Consider the following 20795-nt stretch of genomic DNA (forward strand, 5'->3'; position numbering starts at 1 on the left):
GGCAAAGCTTTCGAACTCCAACCAGCCTCAGGCATCTTGACCTGAAACACAGTTGCTCTCCCGCAAGCGGGAGAGGGAACAACCGACAGCGCAGGCTTGCCGCGAAGCCCCGGCAGAAAGCTTTGCCTACCGCGCCTCCATCCAAGCCTTCCGAATCTGGCGCCCGCACAACACGCTGTCCCAGTACGCGCCCGGCCCCATCTTCTGCCGGGCCAGAATCCCGTACGTGGTCTTGTCCTTCGAAATCCACGGATAGAAGCCCATCGCGCCCGGGCTGCTGAACGCCCCGTCGCCGATGCCGGGCGTATCTTCGATCCAGTGATTGAGGCTGTAGTGCCAGGGTTCGCGGGCCGGCGATTCTGCGGCGCTCGCGCACTGCGTGCAGACCGGCTGGTAGCCGAGGAACTGCTTCAGGCGCAGCTGGCCCGAAATCACCTTGCGCAGGAACGTCGCGAACTGGCTCGGGGTCGATTCCATGCCGCCGGCCAGCAGGGGCGTGCGGTAGGTGAAGCCGATGTCCTTGCCGACGTAGCTCGTCACTTCGTCGGTGAGCTCGCGGGCGCTCAGGCGGCCCAGGCCGAGCTCGCCGGCGAGGCGCTGGTCATGGCCTCCGCCGTAAGCGAATTTACCGATCAGCCCGTTGTCGCGCTCGCCGTTGGAGCGCGAGCTCATGCAGGCGTCGACGCTGCGCGAGAGCGCGCAGAACAGAGGATTGAACTTGGCATAGCCCGAGCGCATTTCGAGCGAGGCGACCTGTTCGGGGGTCGGCTGGTTGTTGCGGCCGATCTTCTCGAGCACATAGGCGCCCCAGACGAATTTCGAGGCCGAGGCCACGCGCATGCTGGTGTCGGCCGTGTATTCGCCGCCGATCACGCCGCTGCCCTGCGGGCCGTTGACGTCGCCGATCTCCCAGTAGAAGTCGCCGAGCGAGCGGCACTGCGGATCATCGGCGGCGACCGCGGCCGCCGCCTGCTGGCGGGCCTGAGGGGTCGCCGCCTGCGCCGGGCAGATCGAGCCGGCGGCGAGCAGGGCGAGGAGTGGTAGCCATCGGGTCTGCGGTCGGACGTTCATGCATCTCCTTCGTGGGTACGGTCAGGCAAGTCGCCATCGCGGCGACACTCGACGATGACTCTCAATTAACACGGCGGTTCCGGAACTGTCTTGCATATTGCGTCCGCCCGTCGGCGAGCCGATGGCCGAACGCCCCGTCCTCCAGTGCCGACCGACCTCGGCGCGACGCATTCGCCGCGGCTTTTGCAGGCCGGTTCCCGGGGCACGATGGAGCTTTTCGACTGCCGGTTCACTTAATCGCTCGTTTAGCCGTTCAGTGACCGCCAAAACGGCATCGCTCTTGCCTGGGCAAGCTTCAGATCGGTCTTTCAAAGCGCGATACAAGCGCCCGATTTGACAAGGAAGTTGTTCTTTACGCAAGGAAAGCCGGGAGCGTATTGCCCAGATGAAGTTCGAACATCATGCTGCCAGCCTGAGCAGCTTTATCGAGGAAACCGTGCAATCGAATAGTGATCCGCGCTTCGTCAGCCGCCTCACCAAAAGCACGCTGGCCCTGGTCATGGCCGGCGGTCGGGGCTCCCGCCTCGGTCCGATGACCCAGTGGCGGGCCAAGCCTGCCGTGCCGATAGCGGGCAAATTCCGCATCATCGATTTCTCGCTCAGCAACTGCATCAACTCGGGCATCCGCCGCATCGGCGTACTCACGCAGTACAAGAGCCATTCGCTGATCCAGCACATCCAGAAAGCCTGGAACTTCCTCGGCGGCGAATTCGGTGAATTCGTCGAGCTGCTGCCCGCGCAGCAGCGCATCGACGAAAACAGCTGGTACATGGGCACCGCCGACGCGGTCTACCAGAACATCGACATCATCCGCGCGCACGAGCCCAGCCATGTGCTGATCCTGGCCGGCGACCACGTCTACAAGATGGACTACGGCCGCATGCTCGCGCACCACGTCGAGAAGGGCGCGCAGATTTCGGTCGGCTGCGTCGAAGTGCCGGTGGCCGAGGCGACCGGCTTCGGCGTCATGCAGGTGGACAGCGACAGCCGCGTGGTCAAGTTCGCCGAGAAGCCCAAGAACCCCGAAGGCATGCCGGGCCGCCCGGATACCGCGCTGGCGTCGATGGGCATCTACATCTTCGACGCCGCCTACCTGCTCGAGCTGCTCACGCGCGATGCCGGCGCCACCATGTCGAGCCACGATTTCGGCCACGACATCATTCCGCACGCGATCAAGAACGATAAGGTCTACGCCTACGCGCTGCGCGACGTGCATGAACCCGACAAGGCCGGTTACTGGCGCGACGTCGGCACCATCGACGCCTACTGGAAGGCCAACCTCGAGCTCGTCGACGTGGTACCCGAACTCAATCTCTACGACGAGGACTGGCCGATCTGGACGCACCAGAAGCAGACGCCGCCGGCCAAGTTCGTCTTCGACGACGACCAGATGCGCGGCTACGCGGTCAGCTCGATGGTCTCGGGCGGCGCGATCGTTTCGGGTGCCCAGGTCAAGAACTCGGTGCTGTTCACCAACGTCATCGTCGAGCGCGGCAGCCTGGTCGAGGAGGCCGTGGTGCTGCCCAAGGTCAAGATCGGCCCCAACTGCAGGATCCGCAAGGCCGTCATCGACGAAGGCTGCGTGATTCCGGAAGGCACCGTGATCGGCTATGACGCCGAGGCCGATCGCAAGGCGTACACGATGTCCTCGGGCGGCGTGGTGCTGGTGACACCCGAGATGCTCGGACAGCCGCACATGGTGCGCTGAGCCGTCCGCGCTCGTCCGCATCGAAAAAGCCCGCCATCGGCGGGCTTTTCCGTTTCAGCGCGAAGCCTCCATCTTGAGCCGCAGGCGCTGCACGACCTCGGCCCAGGACAGCAGCTTGAAGTTCTGCGCCTCGGGCGCGTTGTCTCCGTCCTGGGCGATGAACACGCCTTGCGGGAAATCGGGGCCGAAATCGCCGAGGGCGAGTTCGATGCCGTCGGTTTCCGAAGTGCCGTCGATGCCCTTGCCGTTGTCCGTGATCCGGAAGCGACCGACCGGCGCGCCGTCTTCGAGCGCATAGACCACGTACGACGAATCGCCCTGGCTCGATGCGATCAGATAACCGCCGCGTTCACCGATCGGCGCGAGTGCCAGGCCTTCGACGTCGTCGACGAGCATGCGCTTGTCGACTTTCGCGAAAGGCTCGGCGCGCGTCGCACCGTTCGGGTTCGCATCGAAGCGCCAGATGCCGACGTCTTCCTCGCCGACGTAGAGCCTGCCCGTGCGATCGTCGACGACGCAGCCTTCGGACTGGCTCGCGAGCTGCAGTTCGCGCACCACGCTTGCGGTCGGCTGGGCGGTGGAGACGTCGACCTGCAATTGAATGATGCGACCGCTCTTTTCGACCACGAACGCGAACAGCGCGCGATCGTTCGCACGCCGGTACAGACAGAGTCCATAGGCCTCGCCATTGCCCGCCGGCAGATTCGCGAGCTCGGTGAGTTTCGCGGTCTGCGGAGACAGCGCGTAGAGCGCGAGCCTGGAATGCGTTTCGTCGGCGCGATCGCTCGCGGCGACGAGCACCGCGTCGACGCCGGCTATCTTCACGTCGCCGCGCAGATCGACGTTGTTGAGCCGCGAGGACGCCATGAAATCGCGCACCTGCCCATCGAGTCCGTAGACGTAGAGCCCGGCCTTCTTGTCGGTAGCGACGATCAGGCTCCTGGACGGATCGGCCGCATTGCGCCAGATCGCCGGATCGTCGGCCGCGTCGTCGTGAGTCTTGACCGCGACGGTCTCGCGCACGGCGCCGATGCTCACGGTGCCAGCGATGGGCTCGATCGGGCCGCCGCTCGCGCAGGCGCAAAGGCCCAGGCTCAGCAAGGCCGACGGCAGTGTGCGCAGTGCAAACGAGGCGTGCATGCTCACTGTCCTTCCGCGGCGAAGCTGAAGCGCAGGCCGGCCTTGGCTGTCCACGAATATTCCTCGAATTGCGAAAGGCGATCGCCGCCGGCCGCGGTGCCGCGATAGGCCGCGCGGAACGGCTCGTCGGACAGGTTGATGCCTTCGGCGAAAACCTGCAGCTGCGGCGTGATGCGATAGCGTGCGCTCAGATCGTACTGCAGGTGGCTCAGCACCCAGCGATCCTCGTCCGCGCTTGGAGAGACTTCGTCGAGATATTCGCTGCGATGCGTCGCGGCCAGGCGCAGGCTGAAGCCGTGCTTCTCGTAGCCGAGCGTGGCGTTGTAGACATTCTTCGAGGTGCCCGGCAGCGCGATTTTGCGCTGGCCGTCTTCGGTGTCGAACCGGCCTTCGGAGTCGACGTAGGTGTAGTTCGCGCCGACCAGCAGTCCATCGAACGGCGCAGGCAGGAAGTCGAGCGCCTGCTGGTAATTGAGCTCGACGCCGAACACCGTGGCTTTGTCGCCGTTGTCCGGCCGGCTCAGTTCATCGACGGGCGTGCCGTCGTAGACGGTATCGCTGGCGTAGGTGGTGACGATGAAATCGTCGATCTGCTTGTAGAACGGCCCGACCTGCAGCACCGCGTTGCGGCCGAAATACCATTCGGCGGACAGGTCGTAGTTCCAGGCCTTGTACGGATCGAGATCGGGATTGCCGAGTTCGGCTTCGTCATTCTCGGCGACGAGGAAGCGCGGCGCCAGATCGGCCAGGTTCGGACGCACGAGGCTGCGGTAGACGCCGGCGCGCAGCACCACCTCGTCGCTCGCGTCGAAACGAAGGTTCAGGCTCGGCAGCACGTCGGTGTAGCGGCGATCGCGCTTCTGCCCGGTCACCGTGACGTCGTCGTCTTCGGAGCGCTCGACGAGATTGCCGCGAATGTCGTCGCGCGTGTGCTCCACGCGCACGCCGCCGATGAGCTTCCACTGTCGCGCGTCGAAGCTGCCCATCACGTAGCCGGCGACGATGTCTTCGCCGACCTTGTAGTCGGACGAGTTCGAATCGAAGGCGCTGTCGGCCTCGTTCAGGACCAGATTGGCGCGATTGGCGTTGAAGTAGCTGCGCGTCGCCGAATGCGCGACCGTGGGATTGATGTCGGCGAGTGCGTAGTCGACGCTCGTTTCGAGCCCGGCCAGCGTCGGCTTGTCGCCGTCGACGACATCGTCGTAGGCCTGGAGCTGCAAATCGTAGGACTTGTCGCGGCTGCGCAGCTTGCCGCCGAACTTGAGCTGCGCGGTGGCTGCGTCGAGATTGAAGTCGCGCGCGATGTCGAAGCGCAGGCTGTGCTCGCGATCGACGCTCTTGCCATGGTTGAGCTCGAACTTGTCGAGCTCGTACTCGGCCGGATCGTTGAACAGCGCGGCGTCCGACACGCCGAAGCCCGGCTTGAGGCCGTCGAGCCCGCGCATCGTGATCGCCATTTCACCGGCGTCCTCGAAGCTGCGCGCGAAGTTCGAGTACAGCGCGTTCGGCTCCTTCTCTTCGGCGCGCGAGGTACTCGCCATATAGTCGAAGGTCCACGGACCGCGATAGGTCTTGCCGCCCGCGACGATCGAATAGACGTCCTGCGTCTCCTTGCGATCCTTCATCTCGCGCTCGGCCTTGATCTCGCCATCGTCGGACGAGAACGTGGCGCTGCCGTCGTCGCCGGCGCTCGGCGCTTCGTCGAAGCCGAGCACGAGTCGCGAGCGATATTCCTGGTCCTCGAACGAGGACACCAGGCTGCGCAGGTACAGATCGGTGCTCTGGCTCGCGCGATAGTCGAGCGACAGCGAGCCGCTGATGCGCTTGCGCGTGACATCGTAGTTGCGGAAGTCGAATTCATCGGCATAGGCAAGGCCGTCGTCATCGACGTCCCAGCCGCTGGCCTCGACGCCTTCGGAGCCGAAGCGGCGGTCGTAGTACGACAGGCCGCCGGCGACGCCGAGCCTGCCGCCGTAGACGTCGGAGAAATTCACCGAGGCCTTCGGCGACCATTGATCGGTCTGCTCGTTGTAGGAGCCTTCGACAGTGGCGCCGAAGAAGCGGCCCTTGCGATCGAAGGCGCTCGTCGTGTTGATCTCGACCGAGCCGCCGATGGTGTCGCCGTCCATGTCCGGCGTGAGCGTCTTCTTGACCTCGATCGATTCGATCTGGTCGGACGAGATCGTGTCGAGCGGCATCGAGCGGTTGTCCGACTCGGGCGAGGGCACGCGTGCACCGTTGACGGACACCGCGTTGAGATTCGGGTCGAGCCCGCGCAAGACGATGAAGCGGCCTTCGCCCTGATCGTTCTGCACCGACATGCCGGGCACGCGGCGCAGCGATTCGGCGACGTTCTGGTCCGGGAACTGGCCGATGCCGTCGCGTGTGAGCACGCTTTGCACGCCGTCGGCCGCGCGCTGGCGCGACAGTGCGCTGGCCTGGTTGGCGAACTGGCCGACGACGAGAATCTCGTCGATCGCCCCGATCTGGATATTGGCTTCGGTCGCTGCGTCGCCGCTGACGTCGATCGGCAGTTCGACCGGATCGGCGCCGACGTAATTCGCGCGCAGCACGAAATGGCCGTTCGGCACGTCGGCGAAGCGGAAGCGTCCATCGGGACCGGATTGCGTGCGGCGCCCGAGTTCGACGATTTCGATCTCGGCGCTGCGCAGCGATTTGATTCCGCTGGCGTCGCTCACGCGGCCGACGAGTTCACCGGCGCCCGCGCTTGCAGACAGCACGCACAACACCGCGCCCGACGCCAGGACCACACGGCGCGGGTGCTTGGTCGACACTTCCATTTTGCGTATCCCCATGATCGAGACGATCGAAGGGCGCGCAGGCTAGGGAGCGCCTGTGTCAGTTCAATGGAGTACGTGTTTCAGTTCGATGACGCGCAATGGCGACAAGGACTTGGAGGACACAATAAGGCATGCGAACCGACAGGAATGGTCGGCTCGCCCGACCATTCCTGTCAGCTGCCGCGACGACTCAGGCCGCCAGGCGGCGCGCGTCGGCCAGGCCCGGCAGCGACATGATTTCGTACGGTAGCGCGGGCTCGGATTCGGCCGGCGCCGGCAGGCTGCGGATGCAGTGCTCGCCGACGCTACCGAGGTAGCAGAAATAATCGTCCTCGACGAGCAGGGTCACGAAGGCCCTGGCGCTCTCGAAGCGGTCGATCGCCTGGTACAGCGCCGCCTCGGGCAGGCCTTGCTGACGCCACTCGCACTCGAGATCCGACAAGCGCAAGCGGCTGCCGGCGCGTACCACCGCATGACGCTGAAAGATTCTCAGGATCGTCAGTTCGGACACAATCTGGTGATACAGCATCGGCGCCCTCCGGTGGGTGTTCACGCCTGCTTTCCGAGCAACAGGGGTGCCGTTTTTTGCGCCTGCCGGATCGCAGCGGCTGCGTGCGGACGAACGGCGCGGCGTTCGGGACGAGCGGTGTAAAGCCGGTTTCCCGTGCAGGCCGTGTCGTATTCCGGCAGCTCGAACTCAGACCTTGAGCCGGTATCCGGTCCTGAAGATCCAGGCCAGCAGGACCAGGCACAGCAGCATGAAAGCCGCGGTCATGCCCAGGCTCACTCCGATGCTCACGTCGGCAACGCCGTAGAAGCTCCAGCGGAATCCGTTGACGAGATAGACCACCGGGTTTAGCAGTGCCACCTTCTGCCAGAACGGCGGCAGCATGCTGATCGAGTAGAAGCTGCCGCCGAGGAAGGTCAGCGGCGTGACGATCAGCATCGGCACGATCTGCAGCTTCTCGAAGCCATCGGCCCAGACGCCGATGATGAAGCCGAACAGGCAGAAGGTCACCGAGATCAGCATCAGGAACAGCAGCATCCAGACCGGATGCTCGATGTGGTAGTCGACGAACAGGCGCGCGGTGGCCAGGATGATGAGCCCGAGCATCATCGACTTGGTGGCGGCCGCGCCGACGTAGCCGAGCAGCGTCTCTATCATCGAGATCGGCGCCGACAGCACCTCGTAGATCGTGCCCGTGAACTTGGGCATGTAGATGCCGAAGCTCGCGTTGGAAATGCTCTCGGTCAGCACCGACAGCATGATCAGGCCCGGCACGATGAAGGCACCGTAGCTGACGCCGTCGATGTTGGCCATGCGCGAGCCGATCGCCGAGCCGAACACGATGAAGTACAGCGAGGTCGAGATCACCGGCGTGGCCAGGCTCTGGCCGAGCGTGCGGAACCAGCGCGACAGTTCGAAGCGGTAGATCGCGCGGATGGCGTAGGTGTTGATCGTCATGACGAAGCCTTCTCCGCTGCACGCTGCGACACCAGGCTCACGAAGATGTCTTCGAGCGAGCTTTCGTCGGTCTTGAGGTCCTTGAAGTCGATGCCGCGCTCGCCGAGCTTGCGCATGAGCCTGGCGATGCCGCTGTCGTCCGCGGCGGCGTCGAAGTTGTAGATGAGCTTGCTGCCGTCGGCCGAAAGCTCCAGCGCCCAGTCCTCGAGCTCGGGCGGAATGCTCGCGAGCGGGCTTTGCAGCTTGAGCGTGAGCTGCTTCTTGCCGAGCTTCTGCATCAGGGTCTGCGTTGCTTCGACGAGCACGATCTGCCCGTGGTTGATCACGCCGATGCGGTCGGCCATCTGCTCGGCTTCCTCGATGTAGTGTGTGGTCAGGATGATGGTGACGCCGCGCTCGCGCAGGCCGCGCACGAGCTGCCACATGTCGCGGCGCAGTTCCACGTCGACACCGGCCGTGGGCTCGTCGAGGAACAGGATGTCCGGCTCGTGCGACAGCGCCTTGGCGATCATCACGCGCCGCTTCATGCCGCCCGAGAGCTGCATGATCTTGCTGCCGCGCTTGTCCCACAGCGACAGATCGCGCAGCACCTGCTCGATCAGCTTGTCGTTGCGCGGCTTGCCGAACAGACCGCGGCTGAAGCGCACGGTGTCCCAGACGGTTTCGAAGGCATCGGTCGACAGCTCCTGCGGCACCAGGCCGATCAGGCTGCGCGCGGCGCGGAAGTCGCGCACCACGTCGTGGCCGCCGGCGAGCACGCTGCCGGTGCTCGGCCGCGCGACGCCGCAGACGATGCTGATCAGCGTGGTCTTGCCGGCCCCGTTGGGGCCGAGCAGGGCGAAGATTTCGCCGCGCCGGATCGACAGGTCCACGCCCTTGAGCGCCTGGAAGCCCGAGGCGTAAGTCTTGGTCAGCCCCGAAATCGAAATGATGGTCTCGGCGACGCCGGTATTGCCGGTGGTCATGCGGCTCCTTTTGTTATTGCGCGGGCCGGGCTATCGCTCCGCTCGCTGGTCGGAGCTCTATGGAGACGATGCGGGCGGTTTAAAGGCCCGATCATACCCAGGCCCGCCATGCCGGTCGCTGCCGACGAGGCGGCACCCGGCATGGAGGCCGAACGTCATAGGCCCTGCGGCGGATGGCGCCGGCCCGGCGGCGGGGCCCACACTTTTCGCTGCACAACAGCGGAGTGCGGCGATGAAAGTTCGCGTGCCCATCGGGTCATTGGTTTTTCTGCGCCGGCTCGGCATCGGCGCGGCCGCCGCCGTGCTCTCGGCCTGCGCATCCGCACCGCAGGCGCCGGCCGACGAGGACTGCAACTGCGGCTCGTCGGCGCCGGCTTCGGCCAAGGCAGCGGCATCCGCATCTGCCTCCGCGCCAGCGGCGCCCGGCAAGGCGCTTGCGGGAGCGGCCCCGGTGGCGGACGCCGGCGCGGCGGATCAGCCCAAGCCGTTCGAAACGCGCTACGCGCGCTTCGAACCCGTGGCCTTCGCCGACGTGCCGGGCTGGAAGGACGACCCGCTGCACGAAGGTCTCGCCGCCTTCCGCCAGTCCTGCACCGCGCTGCGCAAGAAGCCGGTCTGGGGCGAGCTCTGCGATCGCAGCGATGCCGTCGATGCGGCGCAGCCGCTGGCCTGGCGCACGTTCTTCGAAAACAACTTCCGAGCCTGGTCGGTGCAGCAGCTCGATCGCACGCCGGACGGGCTCATCACCGGCTACTACGAGCCGCAACTCAACGGCAGCCGCAACCCGAGCCCGCGATTCGCGTATCCGGTTTACGGCACGCCGTCGGACCTCATGTTCGTCGAGGCCAGGTCGCTCACGGGCGCCGATCGCCAGTGGTTTCGCAACGACGATCGCCTGCTGATTCCGGCGGTGCCGGGCGCCAAGGGCGCGCGCGAGTATCTCGTGCAGCTCGGCGACACCGAGCCCGGCATTCGCGACAAGAAGTTCCGCGTGCGCATCGACGAAAGCGCGACGCCCGCGATCGTGCCGTACTGGTCGCGACAGGAGATCGAAAAGCGCGAACTGCGCGCGCCGGTATTCGCCTGGGTCGACGATCCGTATGCGCTGTACTCGCTGCAGGTGCAGGGCTCGGGCAAGATCAAGCTCACGAGCGGCGAGATCGTGCGCGTGGCCTATGGCGAGCAGAACGGTTATCCGTTCCTGCCGCGAGGAAAGCCCGAAGACGCGGTGCTCGTCGCGAGCGCGGCGAAGACGCGCGGATTGCAGATCGCGTCGTCGTCTTCATCTTCGCCGGCCGCCGTGACGGTGCCGGGCACGCCGCAGAACGCGGAAGTTGCCGACATCATCGCCAAGCTCAAGGGCAAGTCCGCGCCGTCCGCGCGGCCGGTGGCGAGCAGCACCGCGCCGACGGTTTCGGCTCCGCGGCCTGCGAAGCCCGCTGCCGCTGCGGGCTCCCCGAACAACGTGGGCGTTTCGCCCGAAGTGGCGGCGATGATCGCGGCGCTCAAGAAACCGGGATCGGCGCCCGCTGCGGTTCCTGCGGCCTCATCCGCGGCTGCGACGAATGCAGTGGCTGCCGTGACGCCGGATACCGATCCGGCGAGCCTGCCGTCGGCTGCGCCGAGGCTCAGCCAGGCTACCGATATTCCCGATCCGAGCTATGTGTTCTTCCGGCGCATTCCGGATGGCCCGCAAGGTCCGCTCGGCGCGCTCGGTGTCTCGCTCACGGCGGGCCGATCGATCGCCGTCGATCCGCGCACGACGCCGCTCGGCTATCCGGTGTTCCTGTCGACGGTGGCGGACGATGGTTCGCAGAAACAGGGACGGCTGATGTTCGCGCAGGACACCGGCGGTGCGATTCGCGGACCGGTGCGCGCGGATTTCTTCTGGGGCTTCGGGCCGCGGGCGGGATCGCAGGCGGCGGCGATGAAGGATGCGGGCCGGATGTGGTTGCTGTTGCCGAAGGATTTGCAGATCGCGGCGGCGGATCCGGTGCGCACGCGCGGTGTGGGGGGAGCGGTGAAGGCGGCGGAGTGTGTGGTGGCGGATGCGGATAATTGTGTTGAGGAGTAGCTGGGCTTCGTGGTGATCCTGCTCGGCCCTGAGAGTTTTGGCCTCCCGGCCAGGGCTTACTTCTTTTGCTCGTGCAAAAGAAGTAAGCAAGAAAAGCACGCCCCGTAGTTCGCGCCCGTTCGTCGGTTCCCGACAAACGGGTCCCCGGCTGAAGCGGCGTGCTCGGGGTCGCTTCGACGCGATGCAACGTTCTGGTCGCGACGAAGCTCAGCCGGACGTCCTGTCCGGCTGCCCCACTGCGCGCGCCGCTCCAGCCGGCGCTGCCAGGGGTTGAACATCTACTGCTACTGGCTCGCTTCGCCTCGCCGCAGATTTTCCAGGGCTGAGCTGCCTCGCCTGTCCTCTCTCCCGCTTGCGGGAGAGAGTCCCGCCGGAGGCGGGGAGAGAGGGTTCATTTGAAAAGTGAACGCACTTTCCAGCCAGTCCCTCTCCCGGTCCTTCGGATCACCCTCTCCCGCAAGCGGGAGAGGGGACAACCGACGACAGCCGCAGTTTTGCCGTTGCCTTGCTTTTGATTTGTCGATCCCTGTGACGCACGAGTCGCGCAGGCTCTCAGCGAAGCCAAAACAACGCACCACAAGTCATAGACCATCCGTCGGATAGTGACCGACTCCCGGTCTTCCTAGACTCGTCGCACCCCAGAGCGCCGACGACATGCTCGAAGACCTGCTTCCACACTACGAAAACGAGCTCACGATCCTTCGCAAACTGTCGAAGGATTTCGCGCGCCGTTATCCGAAGATCGCGGGCCGCTTGATGCTCGAAGGCGAGGTTTGCGAAGACCCGCATGTCGAGCGGCTGATCGAATCGTTCGCGTTTCTGGCCGCGCGCATCCATCGCAAGCTCGACGACGAGTTTCCCGAAGTCACCGAAGCGCTGCTGTCCGTGCTGTATCCGCATTTCCTGCGGCCAGTGCCTTCGATGTCGATCGCGCAGTTGTCCGCCGCGCCGGGCGCGGGTGTCGGCAGCCGTCAGCAGGTGCCGCGCGGAACGCAACTGCTGTCGCGGCCGGTCAACGGCATGCCGGTGAAGTACCGCACCGCCTACGACGTCGACGTCTGGCCCGTGAGCGTCGTCGAGGCGCGTTGCGAGGCGCTCGAACGCTCGGCTTTTTCCGCGCGTTCGACCTCAGCCGTCGCAATGCTGCGCATTCGCGTGCAGGCCGATCCGCAGGCGCAGCTCGCGCAACTCGGCATCGACAAGCTGCGCTTCTACATCGATGGCGAAAGCCCGGTCGTGCATGCGCTCTACGAGCTGCTGCTGAACTCGGTGGAGCGCATCACGCTCGCCGCACCCGACAACGCCAGGATCGCGCCGCTCGAATTGCCGGCCAGCTGCATCGCGAGCGTCGGCTTTTCGGCCGACGAAGCCCTGCTCGACTACGATCCGCGCTCCTTCGTCGGTTATCAGCTGATTCAGGAATACTTCGTCCTGCCCGAGAAATTCCTGTTCTTCGAAGTCTCGGGCCTGGATTTCTCGCGATTCAAGAACGCAGTCGATCTGATCTTCACGATCAAGCCCTTCGGCCGTCCCGAGCGCCTCGCGCGGCTCGAACAAAGCGTGAGTGCGGAAACCTTCCGGCTGCATTGCACGCCGATCGTCAACCTGTTCAAGCAGCAGGCCGAACCGATCCAGATCACGCAGGAGCGCCACGAGTATCCGGTGATTCCGGACGTGCGCCGGCCGCTCGGGCTCGAGGTGTATTCGATCGATTCGGTGCGCAAGTTCTCGCGCAGTCGCGAGCGCGAGGCGATCGTCGAATTCCAGCCGTTCTACTCGGTCAAGCACGGCGTCGAAGGCGAGGACGCGGCGAATCATTACTGGCTGTCGCGGCGCGGTCCTTCGGCATTGCCGAACGACGAAGGCACGCAGGTGTCGATCGCGCTCGTCGATCGCTCGATGTCGCCCGCGACGCCGGCGGTGGAAACGCTGTCGCTGTCGTTGACCTGCACCAATCGCGATCTGCCGTCCTCGCTGCCGTTCGGCGGCAACGACAGCGCGCTGCAGATCGAGGAAGGCGGTGCGATTTCGATCGCGCGCCTGCTCAAGAAGCCGACCGCCACCTGGCGCGCGCCGATGCGGCTCGCGAACCAGTGGCGGCTCATTTCGCATCTCGCGCTGAATCACCTGTCGATCGTCGACGGCGGCCGCGAGGCCTTGCTCGAAATCCTTAGCCTCTACAACTACGCGGACTCCGCGAGCCTGCGCAAGCAGATCGCCGGCATCGTCGAAGTGCACAGCCAGCCTTCGGTCACGCGCATCGGCCGCGCCCCGCGACAGGCCTTCGTGCGCGGTACCGACATCGAAATCCACTTCGACGAAGACCAGTACGTCGGCTCGGGCATCTACCTGCTCGCGCGCCTGCTCGATCAGTTCTTCGGTCTCTACTGCACGGGCAATTCGTACACGCGCCTCGCGGTGTGCTCGCGTCAGCGCGAAGAGCCGATCACCCAGTTCCCGCCACGCGCGGGCGCTCTGCATTTGATCTGATGCGATGAACCATTCCGCTGCCGCGATTTGCGTGTCCTCTCTGCCGCTTGCGGGAGAGAGTCCCTGCGTAGCAGGGGAGAGAGGGTTCGTTCGATCAGGTTCGCACTCTTTCCGGGCAGCCCCTCTCCCGGTCCTGACGGACCACCCTCTCCCGCACGCGGGAGAGAGGACTGCAAGGGGACTTTGAAATGAACCCCGACCAGCTTCAATCCCCGCTGCAGCGCCTGCAGGCCGAGCCGCAGCGTTTCGGCTTCTTCCAGGCCGTGCGCCTGCTGTATCGCGCCCGGAATTTCGGTTCGCGATCCGCCTCGACCGAGGCCGGCCCTTTGCGCTTTTCGGCGCCGGCCTCGCTCGCATTTCCCGCGAGTGAAATTCATGATCTGGAGGCTCCATCTGCCGAAGAAGACGCCACGACCCTGCAGGTCAACTTCTTCGGTCTGACCGGCCCGAGCGGTGTATTGCCGCGCGCGTATACCGAATGGCTCATCGAGCGTCGCCAGCGCAACGACGCGGTGATGCGCGATTTCCTCGACATCTTCAACACGCGGCTGCTGAGCCTGTTCTGGCGCGCCTGGGCCAAGTACCGGGCCGACATCGGACTGGAGTTCGGGCACGGCAACGGCATCCTGCGCTACGTGTTCCATCTCGTCGGCATGGGCACGACCAGCCTCAATCCGACCACGCCGAAGCGTATGCAGAATGCGGCGCTCGAAGCGTTGCCGACGCAGGCGCTCGGCTATTACTCGGGCCTCATCTCGCAGCGTCCGCACGGCATGGGCTCGGTTTCGCAGGTGCTCGGCGATTTCATCGGTGCGCGTGTCGAAGTCGACGGCTGCTTCGGAACCTGGCAGGCGATTCCGCAGGCCGATCGCGCGCGTCTGGGCCAGGCGTCGTCCGCACTCGGCACGGCCTGCGCGCTCGGCCATCGCTACTGGGATCGCCAGACCACGCTGCGACTGCGCGTCGGTCCACTCAGCGCGAGGGCCTACGACGAACTGCTGCCCGGCGGCAGCAAGCTCGCGCGCGCCACCGAACTCGCGCGCTTCATGAGCGGCATCGCGGTCGATCTGCATTTCAAGCTGCGGCTCGCCGATGCGCAATGGCAGCCGCTGATGCTCGGCTCGAACCCGCAGCGCCGCGCGCGGCTCGGCTGGAACACCTGGCTCGCGGGCGATCGGCGTGGCAAGCCGGCCGACGACTGCGAATTCCATTTCTCCGTGCTCGATTCGGTGCACGGCAGTGCAAGCAACTTTCCAGCGACCGCAACGAGGACCGCATCATGACCGTCAACATCCGCTCGCTCGTCGGCCGGCTCAACACCGCGACGCGCACCGCCATGGAAGGCGCCGCCGGGCTCTGCCTCTCTCGCGGGCATTACGACGTCGAGATCGAGCATCTGCTGCTCAAGCTCGTCGAGACCGAGAACTCCGACCTGCGCCGCATCCTGCGCCAGTTCGACGTCGAGCCTTCCGCGTTCGAACGCGAGCTCGGCAAGGCGCTCGACGGCTTCAAGTCCGGCAATACACGCACGCCGGCGCTGTCTCCGCAGATTCCACAGCTGTTCGAACGTGCCTGGATCTACGCGAGCGTGGAGTTCGGCGAATCGCGCGTGCGCAGCGGGCATCTGCTCGTGGCCCTGCTGGCCGACGACGAACTGCGCCGGCTCGTGAGCGGTTTCAAGTCGCTGGCGGCCGTCAACGTCGAAACCCTGCGCAAGAATTTCCACGCCATCGTCGAGGCCAGCAGCGAATCGCGCGATGCGCGGCCGATGTCGGATGCGGCCTCTGCCCCGATCGCAAGCGGAGGCGATGCGGCCTCGCCCGGCAAGCCGAGCGCGACGCCGAACCTCGACCAGTACTGCAGCAATCTCACGCAGCGCGCGCGTGAGGGCAAGCTCGATCCGGTGCTCGGTCGCGATAGCGAAATCCGCCTGATGGTCGACGTGCTCACTCGTCGCCGGCAGAACAATCCGATCCTCACGGGTGAAGCCGGCGTCGGCAAGACCGCCGTCGTCGAAGGCCTGGCGGCGCGCATCGTCGCCGACGACGTGCCGCCCGTGCTCAAGGGCGTCGAACTGCTGTCACTCGACCTCGGCCTGCTGCAGGCCGGCGCGAGCGTGAAGGGCGAGTTCGAGAATCGCCTGCGTGGCGTGATCGACGAAGTGAAGAAGAGCGTCAAGCCCATCATCATGTTCATCGACGAGGCGCACACGCTGATCGGTGCGGGCGGCGCGGCCGGGCAGAACGATGCGGCCAACCTGCTCAAGCCGGCGCTCGCGCGCGGCGAAATGCGCACGATCGCGGCTACGACGTGGAGCGAATACAAGAAGTATTTCGAGAAAGACCCGGCGCTCACGCGGCGCTTCCAGGTCGTCAAGGTCGAAGAGCCCGACGATGCGCGCGCGATCGTCATGCTGCGCGGCGTCGTCAAGGCGATGGCCCAGCATCACAAGGTGCGCATCCTCGACGAGGCCGTGGTCGATGCGGTGAAGCTGTCATCGCGCTACATCACGGGCCGCCAGCTGCCCGACAAGGCCGTCAGCGTGCTCGATACCGCCTGCGCCAAGATCGCGATCGGCCAGAACGCCACGCCGGCCGAACTCGAAGACTCGCGTCGCCGTCGCGATGCGCTCGCGGCAGAGCTCGAATCGCTCGCGCGTGAAGCCGGTGCGGGTGCCGATCATGCCAAGCGTCTCGGCGAAATCGACGCGGAAAGCGCGCAGGTGAACGAGCGCATCGCCACGCTCGAAGCGCGCTGGAATCAGGAGAAGGAACTCGTCACCGCCGCGATCCAGCAGCTCGATGCGCTCGATGCCTTGGCTGCCGATGCGCCGGAACGCAAGGCCGCGGCCGAGGCGCTCAACGCGACGCGTGCCCGGATCAAGCAGCTGCAAGGACAGGAGCCGATGGTGCAGGCGCTCGTCGATGGCGCGACGGTAGCGCAGGTGATTTCGGGCTGGACCGGCATTCCGCTCGGCAAGATGGTGTCGGACGAGATTGCCGTGGTGCTCAAGCTGCGCGAGCAGCTCGAATCGCGCGTGATCGGCCAGAGTCATGCGCTCGACGCGATCGCCCAGCGCGTGCGCACCTCGCGCGCGAATCTCGAAGATCCGAACAAGCCCAAAGGTGTGTTCCTGCTGGTCGGAACCAGTGGCGTCGGCAAGACCGAAACCGCGATCGCACTCGCCGATACGCTCTACGGCGGCGAGCGCTCGATGATCACGATCAACATGAGCGAGTATCAGGAGGCGCACACGGTATCGAGCCTCAAGGGTTCGCCGCCGGGCTACGTCGGCTATGGCGAAGGCGGCGTGCTGACCGAGGCCGTGCGTCGCAAGCCGTATTCGGTGGTGCTGCTCGATGAGATCGAGAAGGCGCATCCGGACGTGCTCGAGCTGTTCTTCCAGGTGTTCGACAAGGGCGTCATGGAAGACGGCGAAGGCCGCGAGATCGATTTCAAGAACTGCCTGATCATCCTGACCTCCAACGTCGGCACCGATCGCATCATGCAGCTTTGCCTGCAGACACCGCCCGACGAACCGCCGGCCGCGGAGACGCTGCTCGAACTGATCCGCCCCGAACTCAACGAGGCGTTCAAACCGGCCTTCCTCGGCCGCTGCTCGGTGATTCCGTACTACCCGCTGCGTGACGACAACCTCAAGAAGATCGTGCGGCTCAAGCTCGGCAAGATCGCCAAGCGCATCGCCGCGAACCATCACGCCGCCTTCACCTACGACGACGCGCTCGTCGACGCGGTGGCCGCACGCTGCACCGAGGTCGATTCGGGCGCGCGCAACATCGACAACATCCTGGCCGGGACGATGCTGCCCGAGATCGCGGAGCAGGTGCTGATCCGGATGGCGGAGCAGCAGGGGATCGAGAGCATCAGGGCGAGTGTCGGGGCTGGGGGCGGGTTTGAGTATGTGGTGAGTTGAGCTGATGTTTTCCCAGCATAGCCCGCTTGCTGTTCCTCTCTCCCGCTTGCGGGAGAGAGTCCCGCGAAGCGGGGAGAGAGGGCCCGTCCGAGTACAGGCGCGCTGTTTTCGGGCCGCCCCTCTCCCGGTCCTGCGGACCACCCTCTCCCGCAAGCGGCAGAGGGGACAAGCGGACGCTTGCGAGACACCCTGATGCCCTACACCCAAGACCAACGCCTGTTCGAATTCACCACGCCGCTCGCGGACGACGATCTCGTCATCCGCGAATTCCGCGGTGTGGAGCGCGTGTCGGGCGTGTTCAAGTTCGAGCTCGGCCTGGTGTCGCACGACGATGCGATCGAGGCCGACAAGCTCATCAGCCAGCGCGTGACCCTGCGCATCGAAACCGCGGACGGCGATCGGCACTGGACCGGCTTCATCTCGCGCTTCGAGCGGCTCGGCGAGATGAAGGTCGAGGGCGAGGATGACATCTACACCGAGTACGCCTGCGAGATCGTGCCGCTGCTGGCCTTCCTCGCACGCGACGAAGGCTCGCGCATCTTCCAGAACAAGACGGTTCGCGACATCGTCGAGGAGCTGCTGCAGCTGTTCCAGATCAGCGACTACGAATTCCACCTGTCGGGAAGCTACGAGCCGATCGAGTACTGCGTGCAGTACCACGAGACCACGCTCGATTTCGTCGAGCGCATCCTCGAACGCGCGGGCATCTATTACTTCTTCCAGCACGAGGCCGAACGCGAGCTGCTGGTCTTCACCGACAACCGCGACAACATTCCGGAGCTCGAACAGGATCGCATCGAATTCCACGAGGAAGGCCTCGCCGAAGCCGACGTGATCAGCCGCATCAAGCGGCGCCAGGCCTTGCGCTCGGGTCGCGTGATCATGCGCGACTACAATTTCGAGAAGCCGCGCAGCCCGGTCGAAGTGTCGGTCGATACGCTGATCCGCAGCGGAGATAACGCGAACTACGAGCGCTATCTGTATCCGGGCGGCTTTTCCGACAACGAGCAGGGCGAGGAAGTGGCACGCCTGCTCATGGAGAGCGAGGAAGCCGAGCACGAGATTCTCGACGGCGAAGGCAATGTGCGCCTGCTCACGCCGGGCTACTCTTTCGAGCTCGAAGGCCACCCGGACGATGCGCTCAACGAAGCCATGCTCGTGCTCGAAGTGCAACACGAAGGACGCAACAACCTCGGTCGGGGCGGCGGCGAATCGTTCTATCGCAACCGCTTCTCGGTGATGCCGAGCCGCGTGCAGTATCGACCGGTGCCCAAGCGCAGGCGCGCGCGTGTCGAAGGTCCGCACACGGCCATCGTCGTCGGCCCACCGAACGAGGAAATCTTCACCGACAAGTACGGCCGCGTGAAGGTGAAGTTCCATTGGGATCGTGCGGCCGGTGCGGACGACAAGAGCTCGTGCTGGCTGCGCGTCGCGCAGATGTGGGCCGGTCGCCAGTACGGTGCGTTCTTCCTGCCGCGCGTCGGCATGGAAGTGATCGTGCAGTTCCTCGAGGGCGATCCCGACCGTCCGCTCGTCACGGGCTGTCTCTACAACGGCGACAACCCGCCGCCGTACGAACTGCCCGCCGAGGCCACCAAGTCGACGATCAAGACGAATTCGAGCAAGGGCGGCGGTGGTTTCAACGAGCTGCGCTTCGAGGACAAGAAGGGCGAGGAGCAGCTGTTCATCAACGCGCAGAAGGACATGGACCTGCGCGTCGGCAACGACCGCCGCGACTGGACCGAGAAGAATCACAACCTCGTCGTCAAGGGCGAGCGCGCCGACGAAACCGGCGGCAATCACAATGCCTTCGTGAAGGGCAATCACGTCGCCGAATCCGGCGGCGATCATCACCTGACCGTCGGCGGCCTGCAGGCGATCAAGATCGCCGGATCGCAGTCGCTCAAGGTCGGTGGCGACATCGCCGAATCCTGCGTCAACCACAGCGAGGCCGCGTCCGGCAACTGGTACGTCAACGCGGGCGCCAACGTGGTCATCGAAGCCGGCGCCGGCATCACGCTCAAGGTCGGCGGCAGCTTCATCAACATCCAGGCCGGCGGCGTCTACGTGAGCGGTCCGATGGTGTACATCAACAGTGGCGGCGGACCAGGCTCCGGCAGCGCGGGATCGCTGGTCTCGCCGAACGCGGCGGCCGCGGCTGCGGCCGCGCTCACGGCCAAGCCCGGCGCGGAGATGGCGATGTCGCCGCTCGAAGCCGAGCGTGGCAAGGCCCCGCCCAACGATGCGAACGCACACGATCCGAATTCCGACGAGAACAAGGACAAGACGCACAGCATCGAGGTGCTGCTCGTCGACGAGGCCGGCAAGCCGGTGCCCGGTGCGGCGGTGAAGATCACGCTGCCCGATGGCGAGACCGTGGCCTCGGGCAGCACCAACGAGAAAGGCCTCTACAAGGTCAGCAACATCGACCCGGGCAACTGCGAAATCCGTTTCCCCGATTACGACGATGCGGCCTGGGAGGAAGCCTGATGGGCGACGAAGGCAAGACCTATACGGTCGGTCGCGGCGACAGCATCACGAGTATCGCCAAGGACCATGGCTATCTGTGGAGCACGATCTGGGATCACGGCAACAACGCCGAGCTCAAGCGCAAGCGTGCGAACCCGAACCAGCTCGTCGAAGGCGACGAGCTGTTCCTGCCACCCAAGGGCAACAAGGGCGTCAGCAAGCCCGTCGATGCGACGCACAAGTTCAAGATCAAGGGCGAGCCCGCGCGGCTCAAGCTCAAGCTCGAAAGCCTCGGCGAGGCGCGCAAGAACGAGGACTACACGCTCGCCTTCGGCGACATCGTCGTTCACGGCAAGACCGATGATCTCGGGCGCATCGACGAGATCATCCAGGGTGATGTCAAGGTCGCCAAGCTCATGCTCAACAATGCGACCGAGACCTACAACATCGATGTCGGCGGGCTCGATCCGATTTCCGAAATCACCGGCGTGCAGCATCGCCTGAGCAATCTCGGATACGAATGCAAGGGTGATCGTGGCGAAGTCGGCGAGGCGACGCGCAAGGCGCTGCTCGCGTTCCAGCGCAAGGAAGGGCTCGATGAAAGCGGTGAGATCGACGATGCGACGCGCGCGAGGCTCGATGAACGTCATGGCTGAGACGAGCGCATCACGGCGGGAG

General features: G+C 65.2%; 13 protein-coding genes. 7 read left to right on the forward strand and 6 right to left on the reverse strand.

Annotated elements, in window-relative coordinates; all coding sequences use genetic code 11:
* Window positions 1–126: 126 nt before the first annotated feature.
* Complete coding sequence (locus AC3WUM_RS24725) at window positions 127–1071, reverse strand: hypothetical protein (protein ID WP_492413950.1); 945 nt, start codon at window positions 1069–1071, stop codon at window positions 127–129.
* 436 nt (window positions 1072–1507) lie between these two features.
* On the opposite strand from AC3WUM_RS24725, the gene glgC reads away from it, so the two are divergent.
* The gene (gene glgC, locus AC3WUM_RS24730) at window positions 1508–2779 is read left to right on the forward strand and encodes a glucose-1-phosphate adenylyltransferase (protein ID WP_492413951.1); all 1272 of its coding nucleotides are present in this window, start codon (window positions 1508–1510) and stop codon (window positions 2777–2779) included.
* A 54-nt stretch (window positions 2780–2833) separates the two neighbouring features.
* Here glgC and AC3WUM_RS24735 read toward each other — a convergent pair whose 3' ends face one another.
* The 5 genes from AC3WUM_RS24735 to AC3WUM_RS24755 form a co-directional block, all read right to left on the reverse strand.
* Window positions 2834–3919: a phytase gene (locus tag AC3WUM_RS24735; protein WP_492413953.1), complete on the reverse strand. Its 1086-nt coding sequence runs from the start codon at window positions 3917–3919 to the stop codon at window positions 2834–2836.
* Between the two features lie 2 nt (window positions 3920–3921).
* Window positions 3922–6720, reverse strand: coding sequence for a TonB-dependent receptor (locus AC3WUM_RS24740; RefSeq protein ID WP_492413954.1), 2799 nt, complete (start codon window positions 6718–6720; stop codon window positions 3922–3924).
* A 190-nt stretch (window positions 6721–6910) separates the two neighbouring features.
* Window positions 6911–7273, reverse strand: a complete 363-nt coding sequence (locus AC3WUM_RS24745) for a hypothetical protein (protein ID WP_492413955.1) — start codon at window positions 7271–7273, stop codon at window positions 6911–6913.
* Between the two features lie 144 nt (window positions 7274–7417).
* Window positions 7418–8179 carry an ABC transporter permease gene (locus AC3WUM_RS24750; protein WP_492413986.1) on the reverse strand — a complete coding sequence of 254 codons (762 nt, stop codon included), beginning with the start codon at window positions 8177–8179 and terminating at the stop codon, window positions 7418–7420.
* 2 nt (window positions 8180–8181) lie between these two features.
* Entirely contained in the window at window positions 8182–9150 is a 969-nt protein-coding gene (locus AC3WUM_RS24755) for an ABC transporter ATP-binding protein (RefSeq protein WP_492413957.1), read from the reverse strand.
* 232 nt (window positions 9151–9382) lie between these two features.
* Here AC3WUM_RS24755 and AC3WUM_RS24760 point away from each other — a divergent pair, with 232 nt between their 5' ends.
* From AC3WUM_RS24760 to AC3WUM_RS24785, 6 genes are all read left to right on the forward strand, one after another.
* Window positions 9383–11224, forward strand: coding sequence for an MltA domain-containing protein (locus AC3WUM_RS24760; protein ID WP_492413959.1), 1842 nt, complete (start codon window positions 9383–9385; stop codon window positions 11222–11224).
* A gap of 654 nt (window positions 11225–11878) precedes the next feature.
* Entirely contained in the window at window positions 11879–13714 is a 1836-nt protein-coding gene (gene tssF, locus AC3WUM_RS24765) for a type VI secretion system baseplate subunit TssF (protein WP_492413961.1), read from the forward strand.
* A gap of 188 nt (window positions 13715–13902) precedes the next feature.
* Window positions 13903–14997 (forward strand): type VI secretion system baseplate subunit TssG, encoded by a 1095-nt coding sequence (gene tssG, locus AC3WUM_RS24770; protein ID WP_492413963.1) that lies wholly within the window; start codon window positions 13903–13905, stop codon window positions 14995–14997.
* On the forward strand, window positions 14994–17648 hold the full coding sequence (tssH, locus tag AC3WUM_RS24775; RefSeq protein ID WP_492413965.1) for a type VI secretion system ATPase TssH: 2655 nt from the start codon (window positions 14994–14996) through the stop codon (window positions 17646–17648). The genes tssG and tssH overlap by 4 nt, the downstream gene beginning before the upstream one ends.
* A 192-nt stretch (window positions 17649–17840) precedes the next feature.
* Window positions 17841–20138, forward strand: coding sequence for a type VI secretion system tip protein TssI/VgrG (tssI, locus tag AC3WUM_RS24780; RefSeq protein ID WP_492413967.1), 2298 nt, complete (start codon window positions 17841–17843; stop codon window positions 20136–20138).
* Window positions 20138–20773 carry a PGRP and LysM peptidoglycan-binding domain-containing protein gene (locus tag AC3WUM_RS24785; RefSeq protein ID WP_492413969.1) on the forward strand — a complete coding sequence of 212 codons (636 nt, stop codon included), beginning with the start codon at window positions 20138–20140 and terminating at the stop codon, window positions 20771–20773. The genes tssI and AC3WUM_RS24785 overlap by 1 nt, the downstream gene beginning before the upstream one ends.
* The last annotated feature ends 22 nt before the right edge of the window (window positions 20774–20795 follow it).

The organism is Hydrocarboniphaga sp. FW305-C-57, assembly GCF_058783045.1.